Source organism: Paraburkholderia fungorum (assembly GCF_046027605.1).
Lineage (GTDB): Bacteria > Pseudomonadota > Gammaproteobacteria > Burkholderiales > Burkholderiaceae > Paraburkholderia > Paraburkholderia fungorum_F.
Genome location: NZ_JAQQEF010000023.1, coordinates 1 through 26,314, shown reverse-complemented (window position 1 = coordinate 26,314; position 26,314 = coordinate 1). Strand labels below are relative to the sequence as shown.

Sequence of the window (26,314 nt, the reverse complement as noted above, 5' to 3'; positions counted from 1 at the left end):
CATTCATGTCGATCAAGATCAAAACGTTCGCCACACTGAGCTGCACCCTCGCCCTCTCCTTCGGTTGCGCGTCGGCGGCGTTTGCCGCCGGTGCCAACGCGATCAGCGTCAAGGACGCGTGGGTCCGCTGGCTGCCGAACAACCTCCCCGCCGCCGGCTACGTGACGCTGGTGAACGCGGGCGACAAGCCGGTCGATCTCGTCGATATTTCCAGCAACGATTACGGCGACGCGATGCTGCATCAAACGGTATCGAACGGCTCGACGCAAAAGATGGTGATGGTCGACAAACTGACGGTGCCCGCGCACGGCCAGGTGTCGATCGCGCCGGGCGGCTATCACGTGATGCTCGAAGACGCAAAGCACAAGATCGCACCGGGCGACACCGTGCATCTGACGCTGAAGTTCTCCGACGGCGAAACGCTCGATACGCCGTTCGCGGTCAAGTCGCCCGCCCAAACGAAGTAACCAAGTTACGCTTCGCGATGAATCTGCTCTACTGGCTCGATCCCTGGGAGTTCTCGCCGACCGTCGTGATTGCCTTGCTGGTGCCGGCGATCCTGTTCGTGCGCGGCGCACGCAAGGCGAAGGTGTCGATTCGCCGGCGCATTTCTTTCTGGTTCGGGCTGGTCGCGTTGTATGTCGCGCTGCATACGCGGCTCGATTATTTCTTCGAGCATGAGTTCTTCATGCATCGTGCGCAGCATCTGGTGCTGCATCACCTTGGGCCGTTCTTTATCGCGCTCTCTTATCCGGGCGCCGCATTGCGCGCGGGCATTCCATTCAGCTGGCGGCAGCGCTTCGTGCGGCCCGCGCTGGAGACGCCGGTAGTACGCAAGCTACTCGACGTGGTGATGCATCCGGTGGTCGCCGTCACGTTGTTCGTCGGGCTGATCTACTTCTGGCTAATGTCGCCGATTCATTTCATGGCGATGCTCGACTGGCGGCTGTACCGCGTGATGAACTGGAGCATGGTGATCGACGGGCTGCTGTTCTGGTGGCTCGTGCTCGATCCGCGCCCGGCACCGCCCGCGCGTTTGTCGCCGGGTAAGCGCGTGCTGGTGGTGATCGCCGCGATTCCGCCGCAGATCATTCTCGGCGCGTTTATCTTCTTCACGCCGCACGAGCTGTATCCGATTTACTCGATCTGCGGGCGCGCCTTCACATGGCTGAGCCCGATGCGCGATCAGCAGATCGGCGGCCTGTTGCTGTGGATTCCGGGTTCGATGATGAGCGTGATCGGCGCACTGCTGGCGTTGCGTCACTGGATGCGGCTGTCGGCACGCGGACGTCTGCGCAGCGAGCGGCGCGCCACGGCGACGCAAGGTTTGGGGCAAGCCACGTCAGCGCCGGCGGCCAGCCAGCACTGACCATTTCGAAGCTATTGACGGCGGAATCAGGCGCGGGGCCGAATCGCAAGATGCGGCCGACAAATGACGATGCCGAAAGGGCTTTGCGGTCGCGGCCCAGGAAGGCGTGCGGCGCGCGCACGCCGAGCACGGTTTGCAGTCTGGCTTAGGCCGAACGCATCCACACGTGCGGAATGCCGTCCTCTTCGTGAATCTCTGATACCGGCGTAAAACCGAACGCGCCGTAGAAACCCTGCAGATGCGCCTGCGCATGCAAACGGATCGGCGTACCCGGCCACTGTGCGCGGATATGCGCGAGCGCGCGTTCGAGCATCGCATTGCCAAGGCCGATACCGCGGAATTCCGCGGTTGTCAGAACGCGGCCGATGCGGATATCGGTGTCGCCAGCATCGGCCAGCAGTACGCGCAGATAACCCGCGAGCGGTGGACGCCGGGTGTTGCCCGCGTCACCGGGACCATAGGCAAACAGATGCCAGGCCTCTGAGTCGAGCCCGTCGACATCCTCATACACGCACTTCTGCTCGACCACGAACACCGCGCTGCGCGCGGCCAGCATCGCATAGACTTCGGTGGTCGTGAGGTCTTCGAACGCTTTCCAGCGCCATTCGAGTTGCGCCAGTCGCGTGGCGGGGGTTTGCTGCGATTCTGTCATGGGAAATCTTCAAAGGAAGCGCGCCGTCACGGGCGGTGGCAATGCGGAATTATGCCGTGCGTGGCGGACTAAGGCTATGCGGCGCCGGGCCGGCGCCGATTCTCGCGAGGTCGACAGACGGTACGGCTGCGAGTGCTGTGGATCTTCTCGTCACCGGAATCCGCGGCACGCCGCGTGTGCCGCGTGTGCGTACCGGATACGCTCGCATTCATGCCACGCTCAGTGGCCGCGCGCGGCCCGTGCCTTCGACGCCTGCTTGTGGCTATACATCGCCGCATCGGCAGCCGCGAGCAAGTCGGCGATCGATGCATGCCGCGGGGGATCGTACTGAATCTGGCCGACGCTATAGCGGATCTGGTAGCCACGCTGTGCTTCGCGATTGCGCGCACTCAGCAAGGCCGTGAGACGCTGCGTGACTTCCTGCGTTTCGCCGCTGCCCGCGTTGGTCAGCAAAGCGACGAACTCGTCGCCACCCAGCCGCCCGATCACATCGCTTTCGCGCAGCGCGTTGCGCAGCACCTCGGCGAAGGTCTTCAACGCGAGGTCGCCTTCCGCGTGGCCGTGGGTGTCGTTGATCAGCTTGAAATCGTTCAGATCGAAAAACAGCAGCGACGCCGGTTTATCCATCCGCTTGCAGACGGTCAATGCATGTTGCGCGAGCGCTTCGAAACCGCGACGGTTCGACAGCAGCGTCAGGTCGTCGAGCGTGGCCAGTTGCACGGCCACCAGTTCCTGCTCAGCCATATGCGCCAGATCGCGCAGCAATTCACGCTCTTCGTCGTCGAGGCCGCGCGGCTTCGTGTCGATCAGACACAGCGTGCCCAGCTTGCTGCCATTCGGAACCGTGAGCGGACAGCCGGCGTAGAAACGGATGTTCGGACTGTCCGTGACGAGTGGATTGTCGTGGAAACGCCCGTCGGCCAAGGTGTCCGGCACCATCAGGATTTCGTCGTCGAGAATCGCGTGCGCACAGAACGACACGTCGCGCGCCGTCTCGGACGCTGCCATCCCGATACACGATTTAAACCACTGCCTGTCCGTATCGACCAGCGTCACGAGCGCGATCGGCACGCCGAATAGCCGTTTGGCAAGGCGAGTCAGCCGGTCGAAGCGCTCTTCAGGCAAGGTGTCGAGAATATTCAGCGCACGCAATGTGTCGAGGCGGGCGCTTTCATTGCTGGGCATCAGGGGGACTTGCATGGAGTGTTCCGTAAAACTATGAGGGGTGACCGGGTTCGTGAGCCAGTAGTGTATAGCGGCAGTTTTTATGTCCAATTGAGCCCGTTTCGCGAATTTCTCCGGGTCGAGTGGGAGCCGTGTTGCCGTCGTGTTCCCGGCAGGTGCCGCAATCGAGACATTTCACGGTGAATTGCGGCTCGCAGGCTTGCGCGTCGGCAACCCGCTACTCGCCGACAGAAACCGGCTCAACGGCTTGTGCGAGACATTCGACTAAGTTACCGGGCCCGCACAAATGCAGCGCCCCTACTACCACCAGGGTCCGCTCCGGGCGCCCGAGCAACGCCGTCACGTGCGCTGCCCACGCGCGATTGCGGGCGTCGAGAATAGCCTCGCGGATGCCGGGCAGATTGAACATCGGCGACTCGACGGCAATCTGCTGCACGGCCGGTAGATCGCCATGCAGCCAGGCGGCGTGCATTCGCTCGAGCGTGCGCTGCGGCTCGTCGAGATCGGACATCAGCATGCCGAGCGCCGTGCCGATAGCGTCGAGCGGAATCGCTTCGAGCGACGCCGCCACGTCCTGCGCGGTCTCGAGATACTGGTACGGTTTGGATTGCGCGAGCGCTGAGCGCAGCATGCGCGGCTCGACGCCTTCGACGACTTGCTGGAACAGCGTCGGCGCGACGATCAGCGCGGCCCACGGACGCAGATCGGCGAGCGGCGCCAACGGGCCTTCCGCGGGCCACGCGGCTTGCAGCCGATTCCAGGCATCGGCGGATAGCAAGGGCTGCAGTTGGGCTGCGCCATCCTGCGGATATGACTTCAGAAACGGCAGGATCGTCGGCGGATCGGATTCGAAGACCAGCGATTCGGCCCAGTCATACGCTTGCCCGATCCATGGCGGCGTTCTGCGGCTCGTCGCAGGAAACAGATGCATTGAGCCGAGCAGACGAACGTTGGTGCCGGTAAGTTGTAGATACATGCAGCCTCGTGTAGACGGGCAATTGCACAAAAAGGCAATCGGGCAATTCAATCGACGGCGCGCAGCGCGGAGGCGCCACTCGCGGCCCCTTGCCAGACGGTCCGCACCATGCACACGACGAACAACAGGAAGACGATCTGCGAAAGTTACAGATCCATGCGAATCGGATGATGCAGTGCCAACCATGAATTGTGCACTACGTCTGACACGATGACGGCGACACTGAGGATCGGCCCGGCTGTTGGTCGCCATAGCAGTGGCAACGCGGTCAGCGGATCGATGAAGAGCAATGCAGTCCAGTAGATACGCGTCAGCGGTGCCGCGCGCCGTAGTCCCACCAGAGCCCATGGACCAAGGCCACCTGCAGATGCGTCCAGGTCGCGCCGCAAAGGCATTTTTTCCGGGGCTGCTTTCTCATGCAGCAAAAGCAAGTCGGCGATTGTTTTTGAGTGGGTGATGAGCGATCCAGGGCAAGCGCCTTCGCGCCGAGCCAAGCGCGGCGAGGTGACGATGAGAAAGTAGGGACTGGAACGCGCAAGCCCGTTGCCGAAACGCTCCGGGTTGGTATCGGCGACGAAGCCGCATAAAAAGAAAAGCCCCGACAAGTCGGGGCTTTTCTTTACATCAACTACTGGAGGCGCGAGCCGGAGTCGAACCGGCCTAAACGGCTTTGCAGGCCGCTGCATAACCGCTTTGCTATCGCGCCGCAAGCGGACTGGAATCTAGCTGCAGATTCTCAGATTTGTTTGGTGGGTAACCGTAAGGACCGGCCCACCAAACAAAAAGGGAAGCGTTGCTTCCCCTTATGTATGGAGCGGGAGACGAGGCTCGAACTCGCGACCTCAACCTTGGCAAGGTTGCGCTCTACCAACTGAGCTACTCCCGCATTGCCCTACTTCACAACGCCTTGCACTTTTACTTCGCCAAACAACGCGTTGCTTTAAAAATTGGAGCGGGAGACGAGGCTCGAACTCGCGACCTCAACCTTGGCAAGGTTGCGCTCTACCAACTGAGCTACTCCCGCATTGTCCTGCTAACTGCTGCCTTGTTACTGCAACTACGCTCTTACCGCATCGCGCTTCAAACTGCGTGCATCGGAGAAACGAGATTATGGAGAAACGACTGAAACGTGTCAACCCCTTTTGCGAATGTCTTTAACTGAAAAGATTTCACTCATGCTTCGCAGACGTCGGGCATGCGCGGACATGCTTCAAGCGCCCCGACCTGGCGCTTCGATGATCCATCTTCAATCAGGCAACGCCACTCCGCTCGCGGATCTGTGGCCACGCGAGCTTCATGTAATAGAGCATCGACCAGATCGTCAGGAACGCGGCCAGATAGATCAACCACAGGCCCCAGACACGCGTGTCGACAGTGACACCGCCGCCGAACGACAACGGCCCATAGAACAGCAGCATCGGAATCGCCACCATCTGACACACGGTCTTGAACTTGCCGAGCGAATTCACCGCGACGCTCTTCGAGGCGCCGATCTGCGCCATCCATTCGCGCAGCGCCGAGATAGCGATCTCGCGGCCGACGATCACCAGCGCAATCGCAGAATCGATCCGCGCGAGTTGCACGAGCACCAGCAACGCGGCCGTCACCATCAGCTTATCGGCGACCGGATCGAGAAACGCGCCGAACGCCGAGGTCTGATTCCATTTGCGGGCCAGATAGCCGTCGAACCAGTCGGTCAGCGCCGCCAGAATGAAAATCGTCGCGGCTGCCAGATTGCGGTGTGCCGGGCTCATCATCATGTCGGGCAAATAAAACACGCCGACGACGAGCGGAATCAGAACGATCCGCAGCCAAGTCAGGAAAATCGGGAAATTAAACGGCATGGGCAGGCGCAGCGTCTGACAAGGGAGATGCAATTGTGCCGTGTCACAAGGCCTGCCACAAGCAAAGCGGCGCGCGGCGCCTTGCACGCGCGCCGCTTCGACGCCGGATCAGTGCAACTGCCGGTAGATCTGCTCGGCCAGCGCCTGCGAAATCCCTTCGACGCTCGCCAGATCCTCGACGCTCGCCGCAACCACCCCGCGCAGGCCGCCAAAGCGCGCCAACAGCCGCTGGCGTCGCTTCGCGCCCACTCCTTCGAGTTCTTCAAGGCGCGATGTCTGGCGTGTCTTGCCGCGCTTCGCGCGCATGCCGGTGATGGCGAAACGGTGCGCCTCGTCACGAATTTGCGCGACCAGCATCAGCGCCGCGCTTTCCTTGCCGAGTTCGAGCGCCGCGCGGCCGTCGGCGAAAATCAATGTCTCGAGACCGACCTTGCGGCCCTCGCCCTTCGCGACCCCGACCAGCATGCTGGTATCGAGACCCAGTTCGGTGAACACCTGGCGTGCGATTTCGACCTGGCCCTTGCCGCCATCGATCAACACGATGGTCGGCAGGATGCCGCCAGCCGCTACCGGCTCCGCTGCATCCGGTGCGACGGACGGGTCCGCGGAGGCATCGGTTTGCAATTCGGCGGCTTCGTCAGTGGCATTCGCAGCGGCTTGCGCGACCATCTTCTCGTAACGGCGCGTGAGCACCTGGCGCATCGCCGCGTAATCGTCCCCTGGCGTGATGCCGGTGATGTTGTAGCGGCGGTACTCGGACGACTGCATCTTGTGATGGTGATACACCACGCACGACGCCTGGGTCGCCTCGCCCATCGTGTGGCTGATGTCGAAGCACTCGATACGCAGATGCGCGAGGTCGTCGCACTCCATGCCGAGCGTGTCGGTGAGCGCCCGCGTGCGGGCCTGCTGCGAGCCTTGCTCGGAGAGCAGGCGTGCGAGCGCGAGCCGCGCGTTCTGCTCGGCCATCGCGAGCCATGCGCGCCGTTGACCTTGCGGCTGGCGCAGCACGGTCACCTTATGGCCGGCCTGCTCGATCAGCACATCGACCAGTTCGCGCGTGGCCGGCGCGTGGCTGACCACGAGCACCGGCGGCACGCGATTGCCGATGTAGTGCTGCGCGATGAACGCTTCCAGCACTTCAGATTCGATGCCGCCGGCGGTTGCACGGCCTTTGCGTTGCGCCGAAGGCTCGACTTTGGAGTCGGAGTCGGAGTCGGAGTCCGCCGCATCATCCAACGCATCCGCCTCTGCCTCGACCGCAGCGTCCTCTTCATCGTCGTCTTCTTCTGACGGCATCTCCTCGGCGATCGCGAGCGCGTCAGCTGCATCGGACGACGCGCTGTCGCCGCGTACGCCCTCGTCAGATGCCAGGCCGGCGCCGCCTGCGACGTCGATCAGCAGCTCGTCTTCGCCACCCTCTTCAAGCCCGCCCTCCGCAACCGTCAACGCGCTTTCCACATGCGCCGGAAAATACGCCTTGTCGCCCAGATGCCGTCCGCCGCGCACCATCGCGAGATTCACGCACACGCGCCCGCCGAGCGCGACGACCGCGAGAATATCCACGTCGCTATCGCCGCCGACTTCGATCGCCTGCTGATGCAGCACGGTCGACAGAGAACTCATCTGATTGCGCACCGCCGCGGCCTGCTCGAACTTCAACTCGCTCGCGAACGCGTGCATTTTCTGCTCGAGCTCCTTCATCACTTCGCCCTGCCGGCCGAGCAGAAAACGCGACGCATTGGCGACATCGCGCGCGTAATCTTCTTCGCTGATCGCCGCGACGCACGGCGCCGTGCAACGGCCAATCTGATGCAGCAGACACGGCCGCGTGCGATTGTTGAACACGGAGTCTTCGCAGGTGCGCAACTGGAACACGCGCTGCAGGATCTGGATGCTCTCGCGCACCGCCCAGGCACTCGGGAACGGGCCGAAGTATTGATTCTTGCGATCCACCGAGCCGCGGTAATACGCCATGCGCGGAAACTTGTGGCCGGTCAGCTTGAGGTACGGATACGATTTGTCGTCGCGAAACAGAATGTTGTAGCGCGGCGCCAGCGCCTTGATCAGATTGTTTTCGAGCAGCAGCGCTTCAGCCTCGGAGCGCGTCACGGTTGTCTCGATGCGCGCGATGCGCGTCACCATCATCGCGATGCGCGGCGACAGCAGCGTCTTCGTGAAATAGCTCGACACGCGCTTTTTCAGATCGCGCGCCTTGCCCACGTAAAGCACCGCACCCTGCGTATCGTAATAGCGATAGACGCCGGGCAGATGCGGCAATTGGGCGAGCACTTTTTTCGGCTCGAAAACGTCGGTTGCTTCGGGTTCGGTCATGCAGAATCGGTTGGCTGGGACAGTGCCGCAGAAGCCTCTGCCTACGTGCTGCGCGCTCAGGGGTCACTTATGGTCACCTGGCGGTCACTTAGGCGCGGAACCGCGGATGAGTGCTTTAGAATCGCCAGTTTAGAGCATTCCGCGTGCGTTCGAACCCTGCTGCATCGAATGGCGCGATGCAGCGGCGCATGCTGGGGCGGCTGCATCTGATTGCGTCGCCCGCCAGCAAGGTTCCGCGCCATCCAACCAGCCGTCCGTTCCACTCTGCGACCCACGCCACCATGTCCTCCGTTCCGCCTCCTTCCGAACCGGCCACTGCTGCGCCCGCGGCAATCGCCTGCGATATTTTTTGCGCGGTGATCGACAATTTCGGCGACATCGGCGTGTGCTGGCGTCTCGCGCGCCAACTGGCGAGCGAGCATGGCTGGCAGGTGCGTGTGTTCGTCGACGACCTGCACGCGTTCCAGAAACTATGCCCTTCGCTGGCGCTGGATCGCGCGCGCCAGGCGGTCGGCGGCATCGTCGTCGAACACTGGCACGAGCCGGCCCACGCGGGCGATACGCTCGAAGTGGCCGACGTCGTGATCGAGGCATTTGCCTGTGAATTGCCGCCGATCTACGTCGCGGCGATGGCGCGGCGCGAACGCGCGCCAGTCTGGTTCAACCTCGAATATCTGAGCGCCGAAGACTGGGTCGCGGATTTCCATCTGCGGCCCTCGCCGCATCCCCGCTACCCGCTGACCAAGACCTTCTTTTTCCCCGGACTCGGCCCCGGCACCGGCGGCGTGCTGAAGGAACGCCATCTGGACACCGCGCGGGCGGCCTTCGAAACCTCGCAACCCGCGCGCGAAGCGTGGTGGCTGACCGCCACCGGCCGCGCGCCGCCGTCAACGGCCACGGTCGTCTCGCTGTTCGCCTACGAAAACCCCGCCGTCGACAGCCTGCTCGAACAATGGCGCGACAGCGCCGAACCGGTCGTTCTGCTGGTCCCGGAAGGCCGCATTTCGGGCGCGATCGCGCGCTTTTTCGGCCTGCCTTCGTTCACCGCCGGTTCGCACGCCGAGCGCGGCGGCCTCAGCGTCCACGCGCTCGCCTTCACGGAGCAACCCGGCTACGACGCGCTGCTATGGGCCAGCGACATCAACTTCGTGCGCGGCGAAGATTCGTTCGTGCGCGCCCAATGGGCCGCCAAACCCTTTATCTGGCACATCTACCCCCAGGCCGACGACGCCCATTTGCCCAAGCTCGACGCAGCGCTCGCCCACTACGGCCGCACCCTCCCCAGTGACGCGCGGGACGCGCTCGCACGCTTCTGGCACGCCTGGAACGGCGCGGGCCGGCCGGACTGGGCGGAATTCCGGCACCACCACGCGGCGCTGAAACAGCGCGCGGCCGACTGGGCCGCCGAACTGTCCCAGGTAGGCGACCTCGCCGGAAATCTGGCCTTGTTCGCAAAAAGTCAGTTAAAATAAGCGGTTATCCAACGGCCGACGACGCAAGCGCGGCCCGATCGCAGCGAGTAAGTGTTGGAAGCTCGTCTTGCAAACTCATCTGGCAAATTCGTCTGGCAAATCAATGCGCCAGACTAACTGGCCAGATCGACTCGCGAGGCAAACTCGGCATCGGCGCCACTCGTGATCACGCCCGCACAGGGTAAAAAGCAGGTAACGGTTGCAGGGGGTTGCAAGGAGTTGCAGATTTGCAGCCTCGCCGCGGGTCACCGCGGCCAGCCGGCCATGCTCCACGCACCGCTCCCAGGCGGTCCCGCGCCGTATGGCGAGGAGCAGCGAAGCCGCTTGCGCCGTATGCCGTTGAGCAAAAGTTGAAGCTACTTATTTCGTACAGGACAGTTTTATGAAGACCGCACAGGAACTCCGCACCGGCAACGTAGTAATGATCGGCGCAGACGCGATGGTCGTGCAAAAGGCCGAATACAACAAATCGGGCCGCAACTCCGCCGTCGTCAAGATGAAGTTCAAGAACCTGCTGACCGGCGCAGGCATGGAAAACGTGTACAAGGCAGACGACAAGTTCGACGTCGTGGTGCTGGAGCGCAAGGAAGTCACCTACTCGTACTTCGCTGACCCGATGTACGTGTTCATGGACGCCGACTACAACCAGTTCGAAGTCGAAAACGAAATGATGGGCGACGCCCTTCATTACCTCGAAGACGGCATGGCTTGCGAAGTCGTGTTCTACAACGAGAAGGCCATCTCGGTCGAACTGCCGACCACGCTGGTCCGCGAAATCACCTACACGGAACCGGCTGTCAAGGGCGATACGTCGTCGGGCAAGGTATTGAAAAATGCCAAGCTGAACACCGGCTTCGAACTGCAAGTGCCGCTCTTCTGCGCCATCGGCGACAAGATCGAAATCGACACGCGTACGCACGAGTACCGCAGCCGCGCCTAAGCGTCTGCCGCCTGCATCCCACGCCGGAGCAAGTGCGGCGCGGCAATAAAAAAATGGTAAAAAAAAGCGCCCGCCATGGGCGCTTTTTCTTTTTTGCGCCGCCGTGTATGGTTGAGGAAAACTTTACCGGCAGGTTTCTCGAAAATACCAGTCCGCAGCCCTTTCTTCCTGCTTCGCATTCGTCAAACCATTGATAAACTTAAGTAATTAGCTTTGGCACAGTCCATGCTTCGTTGGGTTACAGGCCGTCACGGCTTTATTTCATCAACTCCGGAGATGCGATATGAATAACGACATCGCTGAAGGCAAGTGGAAGCAAATGGTCGGCAAGGCCAAGGCAGCATGGGGTGAATTGACGGACGACGAGCTAACCAAGGCGGAAGGCCACGCCGACAGACTGGCGGGGCTGATCCAGGAGCGTTACGGCAAGACCCGCGAGCAGGCGGAACTTGAGGTACGGCGCTTCTTTGATAGCAACCGGCATTTCTAACCGGTCGAATGAAGGAAATACAGATGAGCCGCTCACGCGCCACAGCGCGTCACGGCGGCCATCCACTGAAAAGCAAAGGACCAGAACTTCGTGAGTCGAGTCGCCCGAATTCCGCTTGCACGTCGCACTCCACGACCAGCGTCGCGCTCATGCCAATTGGTTGGCATCGGCGGCTGCGCAGCCGTGGGACCGGCTGCTGCTCGCGCGGTGCGGTATTCGACCGGCAGTACCGGCCAGCCATCGCGCCCGTGTCGCGCGCCAAAGTATTCGGCGCCGCATGCCGGGCATTCCGTCAATCTAAAAAATAGCGCTCGCCATGCCCCACGCCCTGATTGTTGAAGACGATCCCAATAGCCTGTCAGGTCTGTCCGCCATCCTCGCCGCCGATGGTTTCTCGGTCGACACCGCGACCACCATCGCCGAGGCCCGGGCGGCGCTGACCCGCTTTATCCCCGATGTCGTGCTGGTCGATCTGAATCTGCCGGACGGCAGTGGCCTTGACGTGTTGCAGCACTTGCCGGCGCATCCACCCGGCGGCGCCCTGCCCGTGATCGTCATGACAGGCAATGCGACGGTCGAGAGCGCGATCGAGGGCCTGCGCCACGGCATCTGGGACTACCTGCTCAAACCGGTCAACATCCCGCGTTTGCGTAGCCTGCTCGCGCGCATTCCGCGTCCTTACGAACTGACCGAAGAGGTCCAGACGCTGCGCGCGTCGTTGCGTCAACTCGGCCGTTTCGGCTCGATACTGGGCCGCAGCGGTGTGATGCAGCATGTGTACGACACGATCGAACACGTCGCGCCGACTGAAGCCGCTGTGCTGATTTCCGGCGAAGCCGGCACGGGCAAGCAGGTCGCCGCACGCACGCTGCACGACATGAGCCGGCGCCGCAAAGGGCCGTTCGTCACGTTCGATTGCCGCACGGCGGGCAGCGTCGCGGCGCATCGCTCGCTCGATAGCGTGTTGTTCGGCCACGAACGCGGCGCGTTCAGCGGCGCCGAGCAGCGCGAGCCGGGTCTGTTCGAGCAGGCCAGCGGCGGGACGCTGTTCATCGAGGAAATTGCCGAACTGCCGCGCGCCCAGCAGGAAGCACTGCTGCGCGCACTCGATTCGCAGACCTTCATGCGGGTTGGCGGCACGAATCAGGTGGCAACTGACTTCCGGCTGATCACCTCCACGCGCAAAAATCCGCGCGCGGCGGTTGCCGACGGCAGCCTGCACGAAGATCTGGCGCTGCGTCTCGAAGCGGCCGCTTTAACGCTGCCGCCGCTGCGCGAGCGCGGCGAAGATGCGGCGCTGATCGCGCAAGCCGTCGTCGACGAATTGAATCGCGAAGGCACCGCGCGCGGCATGTCGGACGTCGCCAAGCAGGTCGGACCGAACTTCCTGCGCGAGTGTCTTGCGTACCAGTGGCCGGGCAATGTGCGCGAGTTGCAGGATCGCGTGCGCCGGGCCTATCACGCATCGGGCGACGTGCTGGAATCGCTGCGCGCCGATGAAGCAGGCTCGGTGAATGGCCGCGATCTGAACGGCAGCCGCGTGCAGGTCACCGTCGGCACGCCACTCGCGGACGTCGAGGAAATGTTGATTCGCGCGACGCTGGATGCCGTCGGCGGCACGCGGCATCGCGCGGCGTCGCTGCTGGGGATCAGTCCGAAGACGCTGTACAACAAGCTGCAACGGATGCGATTGAACTGAGTGAGTGAGGCCGGCTGGAGGCCGGCGTTCGCGTGAAGCCTGGCTTGAATGGAAAACGGCGCCTGATAGTGAGGCGCCGTTTTTTTGTTCAATGCAAATGCTTGAAGTAGCTGACCCGCGGTCTATCCGCCGCTCATGCAAACGCGCTGCGCAGCAACGCCTGCGCTTGCAGATATTGCGGGTCCGCCACCAGCTTGCTCCACTTCAGCGCCTTGCCGCGCGGCCGCATGCGCTTGAGCCGCTGCTGCGACTCCTTCGACGGCGTGAAGCGCAGTGCGTCCAGCACCTTCTCCGCTTCATCCGGCTGATTGCAGATCAGCACCATGTCACAACCGGCTTGCAGTGCGGCGCTCGCGCCTTCCGTCAACGTGCCGCCCTGGCGCGCGGCTTCCATCGACAGATCGTCGCTGAAGACCGCGCCTTCAAAGCGCAATTTTTTGCGCAGGATGTCCTGCAGCCAGACACGCGAGAAGCCCGCCGGCTTCGAGTCGACCTGCGGATAAACCACATGTGCGGGGAGTACGGCCCCGAGCGCCACCCCAAGCCAATCGTACGGCGCCACGTCGTCACGCAGGATCTCGTCGAGCGGACGGTCGTCGACCGGCATGGCGACGTGCGAGTCCGCCTGCGCGAAACCGTGCCCCGGGAAATGCTTGCCGCAATTGCTCATGCCGGCCAGCGCGAGACCGTGATTGAGGCTCTTCGCCAGCAACGTCACGACGCGCGGATCGCGATGGAACGAGCGATCGCCGATCACCTGCGACTGGCCGTAATTCAGATCGAGCACCGGAGTGAAACTCATATCGATGCCGCACGCGCGCAATTCGGCCGCGAGGATATAGCCGACCGCGGTCGTCACCTTGGTGGCATGCAACACGTCGCTGTCCCACAGCGCGCCGAGCTTGCCCATGGCCGGAAGCACCGTGAAGCCGTCGGTGCGAAAGCGCTGTACGCGGCCGCCTTCGTGATCGACGGCAATCAGCAGATCATCGCGAATCACGCGAATCGAATCAGTCAGCGCGATCAATTGCGCGCGGCTCTCGTAATGACGTGCGAACAGGATCACACCGCCAGTCATCGGATGGGCAAGGCGGCGTTTGTCGTCGACGTTCAGCGTTTTGCCGACTACGTCGAGCATGACCGGCCCGGGAGTGAGTTTCATCGAATTCCGCTAGAAAAAAGCTTGAGACAAAGAGAGACACGGCCGACGCGCGCCGTGTTCAAAATATTTTTTATTCGTCGCTCGCGGGTGCGTGCGGGGCGTCCGGCCCTCGCGCCGCTTCGCCCGTTTCAGCGATCACGAACGACACGGCGTAGTCGCGTTCGTCGCTGATCGTCACGCGCGCCGTGATGCCGCGCGCGTCGAGCCATTCAGCGAGTTCGCCCGATGCGACCACCATGGGCTCGCCGCTCGGCCTGTTGAGTGTTTGCAGAGCGCGCCAGGTCATCGGCCAGCGCATGCCGAGGCCGATCGCCTTCGAGAACGCTTCTTTGGCGGAGAACCGCGTCGCCAGAAAGGCGAGACCGCGCGCTGCCGACCGCGCGTGGCGAGCGTGATACACGCGCAGCTCGTCCGGACCGAGCACCTTCTCGGCGAAGCGCCCGTTGGTGCGCGTCATCACCGCGGCCACGCGGCTGACCTGAACGATGTCCGTGCCGATGCCGTAGATCGTCATATGCGATGCCGCGGCGTTACGCGCGTGCGCCGAGACGGGCGGCGACCATGATCGCCTTCATCTCGCGCACCGCGTTATCCCAGCCGGCGAAGATCGCATGCGCGACAATCGCGTGGCCGATATTCAGTTCGACGATGCCCTCGATCGCGGCGATCTGCTGAACGTTGGTGTAGTGCAAGCCATGGCCCGCATTGACCTTGATGCCGAGCGTTGCGCCGAACTCGACGGCACGCACCACGCGCTCGTATTCGCGCTGCTGCTCGGCGGGATCGTGCGCTTCAGCATAGCGGCCCGTGTGCAGCTCGATCACCGGCGCGCCCGCTTCGTGCGCGGCGCGGATTTGCGTTTCGTCCGGATCGATGAAGAGCGACACGCGCGAGTTCGCTTCGGCGAGTTGCCTGCATGCGGCGCGCACGGCCTCGAACTGACCGGCGACGTCGAGGCCGCCCTCAGTGGTCAGTTCCTGACGTTTTTCCGGCACGAGGCAAACGTCGTGCGGCTCGACTTCACACGCGATGTCGAGCATCTCCGGGGTCACGGCGCATTCGAGATTCATGCGCGTTTTCAGCAGCGGCCGAAGTGTGCGCACGTCGGCATCGACGATATGGCGGCGGTCTTCACGCAGATGCAGCGTGATCACGTCAGCGCCGGCCTCTTCGGCCATCAACGCGGCGCGGATCGGATCGGGGTAAGCGGTGCCGCGCGCGTTGCGCAGCGTGGCGACGTGATCGATGTTCACGCCCAGGTCAATCACATTCGGCGACGTAAGAAAGAAGCTCATAAGTTCTGCAAGTCGATCAGGATCTGGCGCGTCGCGAGCGGCGTGCCGCCAAGATAAGTGTTGAGCAGGAAGCGCATCAGCGTTTTGCTTTGCGCCACGGTCTGCGCTCGATGGTAATCGTCCTTTTCCATATCGAGCAAGGTCTGTCCGGCGATCACCGGCCATTGCGCGGGCAGATCGTCGGACGCTTCGCGCACGCCGCGCTCCGGGTCGAACACATAGCGGCCTTCGGCCTGCACGGCTTTGCGCGCGACGGTACGATCGAGCGCCATCGCATAGCCGGTTTCGCGCAGCAGCACACGTTCGAACGAACGCAGCACCTGCACCGGCGGTTCGTCATGCGCGAGGCGCGTCATGGTGACGACGTAGTGATGGAACAGTTGCGGATGCGGATCTTCGCGTGCGCAGAATTTGACCAGCAGTTCGTTGACATAGAAGCCGCACAGCAGCGCATCGCCCGCTAAAGGCAACATGCCGCCGACCCATTCGGCGCCGGTCAGCGTGCGCACTTCGGATTTGCCGGACCACGACAACGCCAGCGGCTGGAAGGTCTGCAGCACGCCGCGCAAAGCGGAGTGCGGACGTTTCGCGCCCTTCGCGACGAGCGCGAGACGGCCGTGATCGCGCGACAGCACGTCGATGATCAGACTGGTCTCACGGTACGGATAGCTGTGCAGGACGAAAGCGGGTTGCTCCGCGATCCGGTAGTCGGAAGCGGAGGTGCGAGGCGCGCGGCGCGGCGGTGCTTTGCGCGGCTCGCCTTGGGCGCTTTGAGCGCCTTGAGCACCCTGAGCGCTTCTCGCGCTCGATGAGGATTTTCTGGTACTGCGCGCAGGTTTGGACGGCTCGCGAGCCGGCGCTGCCGGCGCCGAGTCGTCCGGGTCAGCGTCGGAATTCAGCGTCATCCACGCGTCATTCGTACCCATACGCACGGAGTCCGGCTTCGTTGTCCGCCCAGCCGCTCTTCACCTTAATGAAGGTTTCCAGATACACCGGGCCATCGAACAGCTTTTCCATGTCGAGGCGCGCTTCGGTGCTGATCTGCTTCAGCTTGGCGCCCTTCTGGCCGATGATCATCGCCTTTTGCGTATCGCGCTCCACCATGATGGTCGCGAAAATGCGGCGCAGACGACCTTCGGTTTCGAACTTGTCGATCAGTACCGTGCTCGTGTACGGCAGTTCGTCGCCGGTCCAGCGGAACACTTTTTCGCGCAGGATTTCTGCGGCGAGGAAGCGTTCGCTGCGATCGGTCAGGTCGTCTTCGCCATAGATTGGCGCGCCTTCCGGCAGGAACGGCTTGACGGTCGCCATCAGACGCTTGATGTCGTCCGGGTTCTTCGCCGACAACGGCACGATCTCGGCGAACTTGTGCAGCGCGCTGACCTGCTGCATGAACGGGAACAGCGAGTCCTTATCCGACACGCGATCGAGCTTGTTCGCGATCAGCAGCGTGGGCACCGATGGCGGGATCAGATCGAGCACCTTCTGATCGTCCGGGCCGAAGCGGCCGGCTTCGATCACGAACAGGATCGCGTCGACCGAAGTCAGCGTGGACGTGACCGCGCGGTTGAGCGAGCGGTTCAGCGCGCCGCTGTGCTTGGTCTGGAAACCCGGCGTATCGACGAAAATGTACTGTGCGTCTTCTAGTGTATGAATGCCGGTAATGCGGTGCCGCGTGGTCTGCGCCTTGCGCGACGTGATACTGACTTTCTGGCCGACCAGCGCGTTCATCAGCGTGGACTTGCCGACATTCGGGCGGCCGACGATCGCGACCATGCCGCAGCGAAAACCAGTGGGAGTGGGAGCGTTCATATTCGGGCTACGGCAAGTTCAGATCGACGCGCGGAGAATGGCGCGCCGATGGCAATCAATGGCCCGCATCGGCGACGCGGGTTTGCACCGCGTCGGCTACGCCGGGTTCGTGTTCGACAGGTGCCGGCACGCCAGGTGCGGCTTCGCGGCTGCGGTGCTTGTCGGTGCCGCGGATAGCGGCGGCTTCCGGTTTGGCTTCGGCGGGTTTTGTGTCAACGGACTTTGTGCCTTCTGGCTTGGCGTCTGCGGTTTTGGTGTCCGCCTTCTCGGCTGGCTTGTCCGCCGGGGCTTTGTCACCAGCCCGGTCGCTCGCGTGAACGATCGTTTTGTCTGCCTTTTCCGTCTTGTCCGCGCGCTCCGACTTGTCCTGCCCGCTGTATTCGACGTGCGCGGCACGAATCACAGCCAGCGGCGCGGACGTCGCAGTCAGGGTCGACTTCTCGGCTGCGGATTCCGTCACCGGCGCGGCACGGGACTCACCTCGCCCAGCCCCGCGCTCATTCTTGCGATCCGGGCTGCGCAAATCGAGCGCGGCCTGTACGCCGGTCACGCCAGGGACGATCTCCTGTTCGGCATTCTTCTTCGCCGCACGGGCGCCTTTCGAGCGCTTCGGCTTGGCGACCACGGCAGGGGCGGCGGCCATCACCTCGTCGAGCGCCTTCTTGGCGGCGGCCTGCTCAGCCGCACGACGGCTCGCGCCGGAACCGGACACCTTGACGTCGAGCTTCGGCACCGTGCATTCGACTTCGAATTGCTGATTATGCGCTGCACCATGCGTCGCGACGACGGTGTAAGTGGGCAACGCAATCTTGTGCCCTTGCAAATACTCCTGTAGCAACGTCTTGGCGTCTTTGCCGAGCGTGCGCGGGTCGATATGATCGAGAATCGGCACGTAAAGGCGCTTGATGACCGTTTGAGCGGCGTCGAACCCACCGTCGAGGAATACCGCACCCAGTACCGCTTCGAGCGTGTCAGCAAGGATCGACGGGCGGCGGAAGCCACCGCTGCGCAGTTCACCCTCACCGAGACGCAGGCCTTCGGAGATATTCAGGGCCTGAGCGATTTCGTAAAGCGACTGCTGTTTGACCAGATTGGCGCGCACGCGCGACAGATCGCCTTCGTCCAGTTTGCCGAAACGTTGGAACAAAAGCGCAGCCACCGCGCAATTTAGAACGGAATCGCCGAGGAACTCGAGCCGTTCGTTGTGCGTGGAGCTATGACTGCGGTGCGTTAAAGCCTGGCGCAACAATTCCGCATTGCGAAATTCGTAGCGCAGACGGCTTTCCAACGGAGATAGGGGCATGGGCAGAGTATAACGCGGGCGCCTGCCCCGGCGAAAACGCGGGACGGCCAGCGGAAAAAGCGTGGTGAAGCGACGTTACCGCGGATTCTTAAAGTAGCGTGCTAACACGCCGCGACTGATGTGACCGAAGTGTGGGCCACCTGCGCGGCGTGTCGTGCAATCAAGACATGCGTGCTCAGTGGAATGAGCCGATGCGCTTCAGATTGCTGAAGTTCATCCAGATGAAAAACGCGCGACCGACGACATTCTTATCCGGCGCAAAACCCCAGTAGCGGCTATCGGCGCTGTTATCGCGGTTGTCGCCCATCATGAAGTAATTGCCCGGCGGCACTTTGCAAATCACGCCGCGTGCGTTGTACGTGCAGTTATCGCGATAGGGATAATCTTCTGCACCGACGATGAATGGCGGCACGGCCGGGTTGTTCAGAATCGCGTTCTTGCGGCCGTCCAGATCTTCTTCGAATTGCTTCGCGTAGCCGAGGCGCTCTTCGTCGAGGTAGTCAGGCAGCGGCGTTTCCGGCACCGGCTTGCCGTTGATCGTCAGTTGCTTGTCCTGATAAGCGACGGTGTCGCCCGGCAAGCCGATCACGCGCTTGATGTAGTCGACCGATTCGTCTTTCGGGTAGCGGAACACCACCACGTCGCCACGTTCGAGCGGACGCCCTTCGGTGATCTTCGTGTTGGTGATCGGCAGGCGAATGCCGTAGTCGAATTTGTTGACGAGGATGAAATCGCCCACCAGCAGAGTCGGCACCATCGAGCCCGACGGAATCTTGAACGGCTCGACCACGAACGAGCGCACCACGAACACCACCAGAATCACCGGGAAAAAGCTCGCCGAATACTCGAGCCACCACGGTTGACGCAGCTTGTCGTCACGCAGACGGGCGCGCGTTTGCGCCGCATTTTCGTCGGCGAAACGCTCGCCGACGCGTGCCTGCTGGCGGTCGAACTCGGCGACCGCGGCTTCCGCCGCGCGGCGCCGTTGCGGCATGAAAACCAGTTTATCTGCGACCCATGCGACGCCCGTCAAAATGACGAGCACAAAAAGAATCAGCGCAAAATTCATAGGGATCCGTTGTTCGTCTTATTTGTCTTCGACACGCAGGATCGCGAGGAAAGCCTCTTGCGGAATCTCGACGGACCCGACCTGCTTCATTCGCTTCTTGCCTGCCTTTTGTTTTTCAAGCAGTTTCTTCTTACGGCTAATATCGCCGCCGTAGCATTTTGCCAGCACGTTCTTACGCAACGCTTTAATGTTCTCGCGCGCAATAATGTTCGCGCCGATGGTGGCCTGAATTGCTACGTCGTACATTTGCCGCGGAATCAGTTCGCGCATTTTCGACGCCACTTCGCGGCCGCGATACTGGCTCTGCGAACGGTGCACGATCACCGACAACGCATCCACCTTGTCGCCGTTGATCAGCATGTCGACCTTCACGACGTCTGCCGCGCGATATTCCTTGAACTCGTAATCCATCGACGCATAGCCGCGCGAGATCGACTTCAGACGATCGAAGAAATCGAGCACGACTTCGCCCATGGGGATTTCGTAGGTCAACTGGACCTGGCGGCCGTGGTACTGCATGTTGATCTGGCTGCCGCGCTTTTGCGTGCACAGCGTGATCACCGCGCCGACATAGTCTTGCGGCATGTACAGATTGACGGTGACGATCGGCTCGCGCACTTCCTCGATCTTCGACGGCTCAGGCATCTTGGCCGGATTCTCGACCATGAGGACCGTGCCGTCGCGCTGCAGGACTTCGTACACCACGGTCGGCGCCGTGGTGATCAGATCCATGTCGAATTCGCGCTCGAGACGCTCCTGGACGATTTCCATGTGCAACAGGCCGAGGAAACCGCAACGGAAACCGAAGCCGAGCGCCTGCGACACTTCCGGCTCGTACATCAGCGACGCGTCGTTCAGCTTCAGCTTTTCCAGCGAGTCACGCAGCGCGTCGTACTGGTTCGCTTCGACCGGATAGAGACCGGCGAACACCTGCGGCTTCACTTCTTTGAAACCTGGCAGCGGCTCGGCGGCGGGACGGTTCACCAGCGTGACGGTGTCGCCCACCTTCGCGGCGGCCAGTTCCTTGATGCCGGCGATGATGAAGCCCACCTGCCCTGCGGACAGCGATTCGAGATTCTTCGACTTCGGCGTGAACACGCCGATATGCTCGACCGGATATTGCGCGCCGGTCGCCATCATGCGGATCTTGTCTTTCGGACGCAGCGTGCCGTTGACGATACGCACCAGCATCACCACGCCGACGTAGTTGTCGAACCACGAGTCGATGATCAGCGCTTGCAGCGGTGCTTCTGGATCGCCCTTGGGCGGCGGCACTTTAGCGATCAGCGCTTCGAGCACGTCTTCCACGCCGAGGCCGGTCTTCGCGCTGCAACGCGTAGCGTCGGTGGCGTCGATACCGATCACGTCTTCGATTTCTTCGATTGCGTTCTCGGGGTTCGCGGCCGGCAAGTCGATCTTGTTCAGGACCGGAATCACGTCGACGCCAAGTTCGATCGCCGTGTAGCAGTTGGCGACGGTTTGCGCTTCCACGCCCTGGCTTGCGTCGACGACCAGCAATGCGCCTTCACATGCGGACAGCGAGCGGCTGACTTCGTACGAGAAGTCGACGTGGCCCGGCGTGTCAATCATGTTCAGGTTATAGATCTGCCCGTCACGGGCCTTGTACGTCAGTGCGGCGGTTTGTGCCTTGATGGTGATGCCGCGCTCGCGCTCGAGATCCATCGAGTCAAGCACCTGGGATTCCATCTCGCGGTCGGATAAGCCACCGCAGATCTGGATGATGCGATCCGCGAGCGTCGACTTGCCATGGTCGATGTGCGCAATGATCGAGAAGTTACGAATATGATCCATTCAGTACCGATCAAGCGAAAAAGGCGCGCTCGGACAATAGCGGAGCACGCCTTGTAAGTAGGTGAAAAACCTATCTATTTTAGCCGAAAAGGCTATCGCCCGGCGCATCTTGCGAAGCTCGGGCAGAAAAGACGGCTCAGCAGCTAGCGTGCATGGGACCAGAGTAAGCGCTGAAGCGCCAACTCTGGGTCGACAGGAGAGACGTGAAACAGGCAGGCGGCAACGCACGTTCGTGCGCGATCTGGAGCCTTAATTGGACCCCGAATGCGGGGATTCCGATTGCGCCGCTGTGAGGCGTGCGGCAAGTGCGGCACGAACCCGCGGCGCGTCGAGGTGATAGTGACACAGTTCGACACCGTCGCAGACGAGAACCGGCACCCATTCGTTATAACGCGCTTCCAGCAACGGATCGGTGTCGACGTCGATCACGACGACTTGCGCGCCAAACTCAGCCAGCAAAGGCTCGAGCGCGGCGCGCATGTCATCGCATAAGTGGCACCACGCGCGCCCATAGAGCATGAGCGGCGCCACCTGTTTCATTTCTGCGCGCGCGGGCGAATCGGCACGAACTGTGTGTTCTCGCCGCGACGGACCAGCAACGCCACCATCTTTTGCGTGTCGAGATGCGCGGTCAGATCGTCGAACTGCTTCGCGCTCGTGATGTCCGTGTCGCCGACGCGCAGGACAATATCGCCCTTTTGCAGTCCAACGCGCACGGCCGGCCCGTCTACCGCGTCGATCTGCACGCCGTTGTGCAGTTTCAGCGCCTTCAGTTGGTCAGAAGGAATATCGCTGACGGCCAGCCCCAGGACGTTCGTGGCGCGCTGCTTCGGCACCGGCGGCTTCTTCTGATCCGCCTTGGCGGTCTTGTCCGGTTGCATCTCGGCAATCGTGACCGGCAGATCGCGCGTCTGGCCCTTGCGCCAGATCGTAATCGTCGACTTGGTGCCCGGTTTCGTGTCGCCGACCATGCGCGGCAAGTCCGTTGCTGTGTCGACCGAATGGCCGTTGAACTTCAGGATAATGTCGCCTGGCTGCACGCCCGCCTTATCCGCCGGACCGCCCGGTTCGACACTGCTGACCAGCGCGCCCTGTGCTTTCGGCAGCCCGAGCGAATCGGCCACGTCTTTCGTCACTTCACCGATCGCCACCGCGATCCGGCCACGCACGACCTTGCCCGAGGATTTCAGCTGGTCGGCCACGCGCATCGCCTCGTCGATCGGAATCGCGAACGAAATACCCATGAAACCGCCGGTGCGGCTGTAGATCTGCGAGTTGATGCCGATCACTTCGCCTTGCATGTTGATCAGCGGACCACCCGAGTTACCCGGATTGACGGCTACGTCGGTCTGGATGAACGGCAGATAATCGCCCGTATCACGCCCCTTGGCGCTGACGATACCCGCCGTCACCGTGTTCTCGAGACCGAATGGCGAGCCGATCGCGACGACCCACTCGCCCACGCGAACCTTGTTCGAGTCGCCGATCGTGATGGTCGGCAAATTGGCAGCGCTGATCTTCACGACGGCCACGTCGGTCCGATCGTCCACGCCGATCAGCTTCGCCTTGAACTCGCGCTTGTCGGTGAGCGTGACGTAAATAGTGTCCGCGTCGTCGACGACGTGCGCGTTGGTCATCACGTAGCCGTCAGCCGACAGAATGAAGCCGGAGCCGACGCCGCTGTTCTGTTCGGGATCGCTGTTGTCCGGCGAGTCCTGGCTGCCGCCGCTTCCGCCGTTATCGTCGCCGCGCGGCGAGCTTGGGGCGCCCGGAGATTGCGGTGACTGTGGCAATGGAATGCCAAAGAAGCGGCGGAAAAACTCCGACATGTCACCGTCGTCCATACCCGGCGGCAATCCGCCCCGGGCACCGCTGTTCGACACGCGCGTGGTCGTGCGAATGTTGACGACTGCTGGGCCGACCTTGTCGACGAGGTCAGTGAAATCGGGCAGATTGGCGGCTGGAGCCGCCGACGCCATGTGCGGCACGAGCGGCAAACACGCCGCTACCACCGCGGCCGCGAGGAATTTGCGCACCGAGAAAGTCGTCATATCGTAGCAAGCCGAGGGATTCGAGTGATTCGGAGGATTACTTCGGAGCTTTATATTCTATGGCAGACGCAAATTGCTGCAATGTGGTCTGGGGCACTTCACCAAGCAGAGTAATCCAGAAGTCGCCGCGTCGCTTGACCAGCACGTGGGTGGCGCCGCTGCTACCCGCGCCTTCCTTGCGCGTATTGTTCTCGACCGGCTCGACAAACACCGAAATGGCCGCGAGGCCGTCGGAGAATACCGCCTGGTCGACTGGAATGGTCGGCTGGCCCGCGTCACGCGCGGCCATTGGGCGACGCAGCTCACGAATCTTGCGGAAACCCGGTACCGTCGGCGTGATCTGCCAGCCTTGCGCAGCCATATCGACCGGCTCGACCGGCGGATGCACCACGGTCCATCCTGCTGTATTACGAATACCGTTGACGATAGGGGTCTTGTCCACCGGCACGCCGATACGAATCTGCGAAAACGACAACTGTTCGAGCACCTGACCATTCGGATCAAGTGTCTGCGCGCGCAGCAGCAAGCCGGTTTTCTTGTCGGCCCACAGTTTATAAGCAAAGCGATAGGCGTCTTTCGGGTCGAGTTCGATGACCTGACTGTCGACACCGGCAACGCGATCGTCGCCGAGCAGCTTTGGCTCGTACACAGACAGCACCTGCTCGCCGCTTACAGCCAGCAACGCCGGGAATGAATCCTTGTTCTGGCGCTTCTCGACCACGCACAGATGCCGCTCGGGCACGAATGTGTAGAGATCGTCGTTATGGCGAAGCATTTTGCGCGGCTTGCCGTCGAGGCTCTCGAGTTGCTCGAATTCGCCGTCCGTCCGGGTCGCGTAATGGGTAATCCGCGACGTCTGAACGAAATTGCCGCGCTGATAGACAAACGCGCCCTCGTAGTTCTGCTGCTGGGCGGCCTGATGGATGCGATCGAGCAGCTCCGCAGCGGTACGACGGGCGACGAGTGGATCGTCGGTTTGTGCGAAGACCCGCGGTGTAGCGGACAACAATACGGCTGCGCAGAACAGAAATGCCGGCAGCCGCCCCCAGATAGTCGTTTTATTCAACCGCGGAGTCTGCATCAAACTATTGGCCTTGCGTAGAAACTGCGGCAGCGCGAATCAGCGGCATCGAGCCCGGCATGACCGGTTGTTGCGCGAATTGCTGGTGAGCTTCCAGATACTGATCGAGACTCGCGTCACGGATGATGTTCGCGTCTTGCGCGATTGGCTGGACTGTCGCGGCCGGCACCGACGCCATGGCCACGCGTTGCACCGAATCGCCATGCGACTGGATCGACGCGACCTGCGCCACGCCCGGGCCGCCCGGCACGCCTTGCAGTTGCGGCACGACGATCCACGTCAGCGTGGCCGCGGCAGCCGCGACGGCAAAGGCCGGCACCACACGCCGGCGCAGCGCCAGCAAACGGCGCGCAACCGGCATTGCAGCCGGCGCGAGCACGTGCGGCTCATTGTCGAAACGCGCGGCAAAACCGCTCAGGAACGCGCTGCTCGCCGCCGGGCTGACCGCCAGATCGTCGGAACGCAGGGCGTCGCCGATCAGGTGATAGCACGACCAGGCGGCACGATCCGCGCCGTCCAGTTCGGAAACAAACGTGTTCAGATGCTCTTCGCCGAACAGCTCACCGTCGACAAAAGCGGACAGACGCTCGCCGCGCGAGCTGGCTTGCGATTGCATCGAGACCGACCCCATGATGCTCCCCATCTTACAAATACCTCGTAGTGACACCACTAATCCAGATATTGCACCCGCGCCCCAACCGGCGGGCCGGTGTTTACCAGCGCTTGCCTTCGGGTGTGTCAAGCAACGGACGCAATTTTGCCGCAATGGCTTCGCGAGCGCGGAAAATTCGTGATCTGACTGTGCCAATTGGGCAACCCATCATCTCAGCGATTTCTTCGTAGCTCAAACCTTCAATTTCACGAAGAGTAATGGCGGTGCGCAACTCTTCCGGTAAAACCGCCATTGCAGCATTGACCGTCTCAGCGATCTGCTTGCTCATCAACATCGACTCAGGCGTGTTGATATCCCTTAGTTGGTCGGCGTCCGAGAAAGTTTCAGCTTCTTCAGCATCTGCTTCCGTCGAAGTCGGTGCGCGCCGCCCCTGGGTCGCAAGGTAGTTCTTTGCCGTGTTGACCGCAATCCGGTACAACCACGTATAAAAGGCCGATTCGCCGCGAAACTGTGGCAACGCCCGATACGCCTTGATAAAGGCGTCCTGGGCGACGTCTTCCACTTCGGCCGGGTCCCGCACGAGGCGCGAGATCAGCCGGAGAATCTTACGGTGGTATTTGGAGACCAGAAGCTCGAACGCGGCCTTGTCGCCCTTCTGGACGCGCTCGACCAGCACCTGATCAATTTCTTTTTCGCTCACCTGATAAATCCGTTAACTATTGGGCGCATGGCGGGGGACCATTGTAGCGTCCCCATCATCGCGGCACGTTACTCCGGTAACAGCGGTTACAGTCGTTACAGTCACGCACGGGCGCCACGCCGGCCCAGCACGGCAAGTTCCCGGAAGACAAACGCTGGAAGCGCGTCAGCAGCAAGAAGTAGCGTACGAGAGCGCCCATGGTCCGGCGCCAGCGCCAGAACAAGCAAACGACCGCTCCATTGCGAACAGCCGGCAATGCGGCCCTGCATCAGCAAACTGCCGGTCCGATTCCAGACGGACAGTCCGTCCGGACCGATTTTCAGTGCGACGGGTTGCGCGTGCTCATGCTTTATCGCACAGAGCGTCAAGAATGCCCACACGGCCAACGTCAACGGAACCACCTGCGAGCCACGCAGATGCGACGCAAAGCAGGTGTAAGCGGCCAACGTCGCTAT

26 protein-coding genes and 3 tRNA genes are annotated in these 26,314 nt (G+C 62.1%); 6 read left to right on the top strand and 23 right to left on the bottom strand.

Going from position 1 to position 26,314, the window contains the following annotated elements; translation table 11 throughout:
* The first annotated feature begins 5 nt into the window (after positions 1 to 5).
* Positions 6 to 467: a copper chaperone PCu(A)C gene (locus PQR53_RS29340; RefSeq protein ID WP_408461934.1), complete on the top strand. Its 462-nt coding sequence runs from the start codon at positions 6 to 8 to the stop codon at positions 465 to 467.
* Between the two features lie 17 nt (positions 468 to 484).
* Positions 485 to 1,369 (top strand): cytochrome c oxidase assembly protein, encoded by an 885-nt coding sequence (locus PQR53_RS29335; protein WP_408461931.1) that lies wholly within the window; start codon positions 485 to 487, stop codon positions 1,367 to 1,369.
* Between the two features lie 145 nt (positions 1,370 to 1,514).
* On the opposite strand, the gene PQR53_RS29330 is transcribed toward PQR53_RS29335, so the two are convergent.
* The 9 genes from PQR53_RS29330 to uvrC form a co-directional block, all read right to left on the bottom strand.
* Positions 1,515 to 2,021, bottom strand: coding sequence for a GNAT family N-acetyltransferase (locus PQR53_RS29330; RefSeq protein WP_408461928.1), 507 nt, complete (start codon positions 2,019 to 2,021; stop codon positions 1,515 to 1,517).
* A gap of 219 nt (positions 2,022 to 2,240) precedes the next feature.
* A complete protein-coding gene (locus PQR53_RS29325; protein WP_408461925.1) occupies positions 2,241 to 3,221 on the bottom strand; it encodes a sensor domain-containing diguanylate cyclase in 981 nt (326 codons plus the stop codon).
* A 202-nt stretch (positions 3,222 to 3,423) separates the two neighbouring features.
* Positions 3,424 to 4,182: a TraB/GumN family protein gene (locus PQR53_RS29320; RefSeq protein WP_408461922.1), complete on the bottom strand. Its 759-nt coding sequence runs from the start codon at positions 4,180 to 4,182 to the stop codon at positions 3,424 to 3,426.
* Between the two features lie 146 nt (positions 4,183 to 4,328).
* A complete protein-coding gene (locus PQR53_RS29315; protein WP_408461920.1) occupies positions 4,329 to 4,787 on the bottom strand; it encodes a hypothetical protein in 459 nt (152 codons plus the stop codon).
* Between the two features lie 27 nt (positions 4,788 to 4,814).
* Positions 4,815 to 4,888: transfer RNA gene (locus tag PQR53_RS29310), tRNA-Cys, on the bottom strand.
* A gap of 104 nt (positions 4,889 to 4,992) precedes the next feature.
* Positions 4,993 to 5,068 (bottom strand) — tRNA-Gly (locus PQR53_RS29305).
* Between the two features lie 62 nt (positions 5,069 to 5,130).
* A tRNA-Gly gene (locus tag PQR53_RS29300) sits at positions 5,131 to 5,206 on the bottom strand.
* Positions 5,207 to 5,432: 226 nt separating this feature from the next.
* Complete coding sequence (gene pgsA / locus PQR53_RS29295; protein ID WP_408461917.1) at positions 5,433 to 6,026, bottom strand: CDP-diacylglycerol--glycerol-3-phosphate 3-phosphatidyltransferase; 594 nt, start codon at positions 6,024 to 6,026, stop codon at positions 5,433 to 5,435.
* A gap of 108 nt (positions 6,027 to 6,134) precedes the next feature.
* Positions 6,135 to 8,360, bottom strand: a complete 2,226-nt coding sequence (gene uvrC / locus PQR53_RS29290) for an excinuclease ABC subunit UvrC (RefSeq protein ID WP_408461915.1) — start codon at positions 8,358 to 8,360, stop codon at positions 6,135 to 6,137.
* 281 nt (positions 8,361 to 8,641) lie between these two features.
* Between uvrC and earP the strand changes: the two genes are divergently transcribed.
* From earP to PQR53_RS29270, 4 genes are all read left to right on the top strand, one after another.
* A complete protein-coding gene (earP, locus tag PQR53_RS29285; protein WP_408462123.1) occupies positions 8,642 to 9,832 on the top strand; it encodes an elongation factor P maturation arginine rhamnosyltransferase EarP in 1,191 nt (396 codons plus the stop codon).
* Between the two features lie 382 nt (positions 9,833 to 10,214).
* Positions 10,215 to 10,772, top strand: a complete 558-nt coding sequence (gene efp, locus PQR53_RS29280; RefSeq protein ID WP_408461912.1) for an elongation factor P — start codon at positions 10,215 to 10,217, stop codon at positions 10,770 to 10,772.
* Between the two features lie 283 nt (positions 10,773 to 11,055).
* Positions 11,056 to 11,262, top strand: a complete 207-nt coding sequence (locus tag PQR53_RS29275) for a CsbD family protein (RefSeq protein ID WP_179733385.1) — start codon at positions 11,056 to 11,058, stop codon at positions 11,260 to 11,262.
* 316 nt (positions 11,263 to 11,578) lie between these two features.
* Positions 11,579 to 12,961, top strand: coding sequence for a sigma-54-dependent transcriptional regulator (locus tag PQR53_RS29270; protein ID WP_408461910.1), 1,383 nt, complete (start codon positions 11,579 to 11,581; stop codon positions 12,959 to 12,961).
* Positions 12,962 to 13,094: 133 nt separating this feature from the next.
* Here the strand turns inward: PQR53_RS29270 and nagZ are convergent, their stop codons facing one another.
* The 14 genes from nagZ to PQR53_RS29200 all read right to left on the bottom strand — a co-directional run.
* Positions 13,095 to 14,123, bottom strand: a complete 1,029-nt coding sequence (nagZ, locus tag PQR53_RS29265; RefSeq protein ID WP_408461908.1) for a beta-N-acetylhexosaminidase — start codon at positions 14,121 to 14,123, stop codon at positions 13,095 to 13,097.
* A 70-nt stretch (positions 14,124 to 14,193) separates the two neighbouring features.
* Positions 14,194 to 14,637, bottom strand: coding sequence for a holo-ACP synthase (gene acpS, locus PQR53_RS29260; RefSeq protein WP_179733391.1), 444 nt, complete (start codon positions 14,635 to 14,637; stop codon positions 14,194 to 14,196).
* Between the two features lie 16 nt (positions 14,638 to 14,653).
* A complete protein-coding gene (gene pdxJ, locus PQR53_RS29255; RefSeq protein WP_408461905.1) occupies positions 14,654 to 15,418 on the bottom strand; it encodes a pyridoxine 5'-phosphate synthase in 765 nt (254 codons plus the stop codon).
* A complete protein-coding gene (gene recO, locus PQR53_RS29250; protein ID WP_408461903.1) occupies positions 15,415 to 16,344 on the bottom strand; it encodes a DNA repair protein RecO in 930 nt (309 codons plus the stop codon). Before recO ends, pdxJ begins: the two co-directional genes overlap by 4 nt.
* Entirely contained in the window at positions 16,331 to 17,230 is a 900-nt protein-coding gene (gene era / locus PQR53_RS29245) for a GTPase Era (RefSeq protein ID WP_408461900.1), read from the bottom strand. The genes recO and era overlap by 14 nt, the downstream gene beginning before the upstream one ends.
* 55 nt (positions 17,231 to 17,285) lie before the next feature.
* Entirely contained in the window at positions 17,286 to 18,533 is a 1,248-nt protein-coding gene (gene rnc / locus PQR53_RS29240; protein ID WP_408461898.1) for a ribonuclease III, read from the bottom strand.
* Positions 18,534 to 18,708: 175 nt separating this feature from the next.
* Positions 18,709 to 19,602, bottom strand: a complete 894-nt coding sequence (gene lepB, locus PQR53_RS29235) for a signal peptidase I (protein ID WP_408461895.1) — start codon at positions 19,600 to 19,602, stop codon at positions 18,709 to 18,711.
* Positions 19,603 to 19,620: 18 nt separating this feature from the next.
* Positions 19,621 to 21,414: a translation elongation factor 4 gene (gene lepA, locus PQR53_RS29230; protein ID WP_408461892.1), complete on the bottom strand. Its 1,794-nt coding sequence runs from the start codon at positions 21,412 to 21,414 to the stop codon at positions 19,621 to 19,623.
* 249 nt (positions 21,415 to 21,663) lie between these two features.
* Positions 21,664 to 21,954 carry a glutaredoxin family protein gene (locus PQR53_RS29225; RefSeq protein WP_408461889.1) on the bottom strand — a complete coding sequence of 97 codons (291 nt, stop codon included), beginning with the start codon at positions 21,952 to 21,954 and terminating at the stop codon, positions 21,664 to 21,666.
* The gene (locus tag PQR53_RS29220; RefSeq protein ID WP_408461886.1) at positions 21,951 to 23,465 is read right to left on the bottom strand and encodes a DegQ family serine endoprotease; all 1,515 of its coding nucleotides are present in this window, start codon (positions 23,463 to 23,465) and stop codon (positions 21,951 to 21,953) included. The genes PQR53_RS29225 and PQR53_RS29220 overlap by 4 nt, the downstream gene beginning before the upstream one ends.
* Before the next feature lie 37 nt (positions 23,466 to 23,502).
* A complete protein-coding gene (locus tag PQR53_RS29215; RefSeq protein ID WP_408461883.1) occupies positions 23,503 to 24,546 on the bottom strand; it encodes a MucB/RseB C-terminal domain-containing protein in 1,044 nt (347 codons plus the stop codon).
* Between the two features lie 4 nt (positions 24,547 to 24,550).
* The gene (locus PQR53_RS29210; protein ID WP_408461880.1) at positions 24,551 to 25,177 is read right to left on the bottom strand and encodes a sigma-E factor negative regulatory protein; all 627 of its coding nucleotides are present in this window, start codon (positions 25,175 to 25,177) and stop codon (positions 24,551 to 24,553) included.
* An 82-nt stretch (positions 25,178 to 25,259) separates the two neighbouring features.
* Complete coding sequence (gene rpoE / locus PQR53_RS29205) at positions 25,260 to 25,859, bottom strand: RNA polymerase sigma factor RpoE (RefSeq protein ID WP_006051939.1); 600 nt, start codon at positions 25,857 to 25,859, stop codon at positions 25,260 to 25,262.
* A 101-nt stretch (positions 25,860 to 25,960) separates the two neighbouring features.
* Positions 25,961 to 26,314, bottom strand: a 354-nt coding sequence (locus PQR53_RS29200) for a hypothetical protein (RefSeq protein ID WP_408461877.1), incomplete at its 5' end; no start/stop codon positions are given.

What these genes read in the sequence shown, in the direction of transcription:
- PQR53_RS29270 (WP_408461910.1), top strand. Translation starts at nt 11,579, where the DNA reads ATGCCCCACGCCCTGATTGTTGAAGACGATCCCAATAGCCTGTCAGGT.
- lepB (WP_408461895.1), bottom strand. Translation starts at nt 19,602, where the DNA reads ATGAATTTTGCGCTGATTCTTTTTGTGCTCGTCATTTTGACGGGCGTC.
- PQR53_RS29220 (WP_408461886.1), bottom strand. Translation starts at nt 23,465, where the DNA reads ATGACGACTTTCTCGGTGCGCAAATTCCTCGCGGCCGCGGTGGTAGCG.
- era (WP_408461900.1), bottom strand. Translation starts at nt 17,230, where the DNA reads ATGAACGCTCCCACTCCCACTGGTTTTCGCTGCGGCATGGTCGCGATC.
- PQR53_RS29335 (WP_408461931.1), top strand. Translation starts at nt 485, where the DNA reads ATGAATCTGCTCTACTGGCTCGATCCCTGGGAGTTCTCGCCGACCGTC.
- PQR53_RS29330 (WP_408461928.1), bottom strand. Translation starts at nt 2,021, where the DNA reads ATGACAGAATCGCAGCAAACCCCCGCCACGCGACTGGCGCAACTCGAA.
- PQR53_RS29320 (WP_408461922.1), bottom strand. Translation starts at nt 4,182, where the DNA reads ATGTATCTACAACTTACCGGCACCAACGTTCGTCTGCTCGGCTCAATG.
- rnc (WP_408461898.1), bottom strand. Translation starts at nt 18,533, where the DNA reads ATGCCCCTATCTCCGTTGGAAAGCCGTCTGCGCTACGAATTTCGCAAT.
- lepA (WP_408461892.1), bottom strand. Translation starts at nt 21,414, where the DNA reads ATGGATCATATTCGTAACTTCTCGATCATTGCGCACATCGACCATGGC.
- PQR53_RS29275 (WP_179733385.1), top strand. Translation starts at nt 11,056, where the DNA reads ATGAATAACGACATCGCTGAAGGCAAGTGGAAGCAAATGGTCGGCAAG.
- PQR53_RS29215 (WP_408461883.1), bottom strand. Translation starts at nt 24,546, where the DNA reads ATGCAGACTCCGCGGTTGAATAAAACGACTATCTGGGGGCGGCTGCCG.
- recO (WP_408461903.1), bottom strand. Translation starts at nt 16,344, where the DNA reads ATGGGTACGAATGACGCGTGGATGACGCTGAATTCCGACGCTGACCCG.
- uvrC (WP_408461915.1), bottom strand. Translation starts at nt 8,360, where the DNA reads ATGACCGAACCCGAAGCAACCGACGTTTTCGAGCCGAAAAAAGTGCTC.
- PQR53_RS29325 (WP_408461925.1), bottom strand. Translation starts at nt 3,221, where the DNA reads ATGCAAGTCCCCCTGATGCCCAGCAATGAAAGCGCCCGCCTCGACACA.
- PQR53_RS29225 (WP_408461889.1), bottom strand. Translation starts at nt 21,954, where the DNA reads ATGAAACAGGTGGCGCCGCTCATGCTCTATGGGCGCGCGTGGTGCCAC.
- pgsA (WP_408461917.1), bottom strand. Translation starts at nt 6,026, where the DNA reads ATGCCGTTTAATTTCCCGATTTTCCTGACTTGGCTGCGGATCGTTCTG.
- PQR53_RS29340 (WP_408461934.1), top strand. Translation starts at nt 6, where the DNA reads ATGTCGATCAAGATCAAAACGTTCGCCACACTGAGCTGCACCCTCGCC.
- PQR53_RS29210 (WP_408461880.1), bottom strand. Translation starts at nt 25,177, where the DNA reads ATGGGGTCGGTCTCGATGCAATCGCAAGCCAGCTCGCGCGGCGAGCGT.
- acpS (WP_179733391.1), bottom strand. Translation starts at nt 14,637, where the DNA reads ATGACGATCTACGGCATCGGCACGGACATCGTTCAGGTCAGCCGCGTG.
- pdxJ (WP_408461905.1), bottom strand. Translation starts at nt 15,418, where the DNA reads ATGAGCTTCTTTCTTACGTCGCCGAATGTGATTGACCTGGGCGTGAAC.
- efp (WP_408461912.1), top strand. Translation starts at nt 10,215, where the DNA reads ATGAAGACCGCACAGGAACTCCGCACCGGCAACGTAGTAATGATCGGC.
- nagZ (WP_408461908.1), bottom strand. Translation starts at nt 14,123, where the DNA reads ATGAAACTCACTCCCGGGCCGGTCATGCTCGACGTAGTCGGCAAAACG.
- earP (WP_408462123.1), top strand. Translation starts at nt 8,642, where the DNA reads ATGTCCTCCGTTCCGCCTCCTTCCGAACCGGCCACTGCTGCGCCCGCG.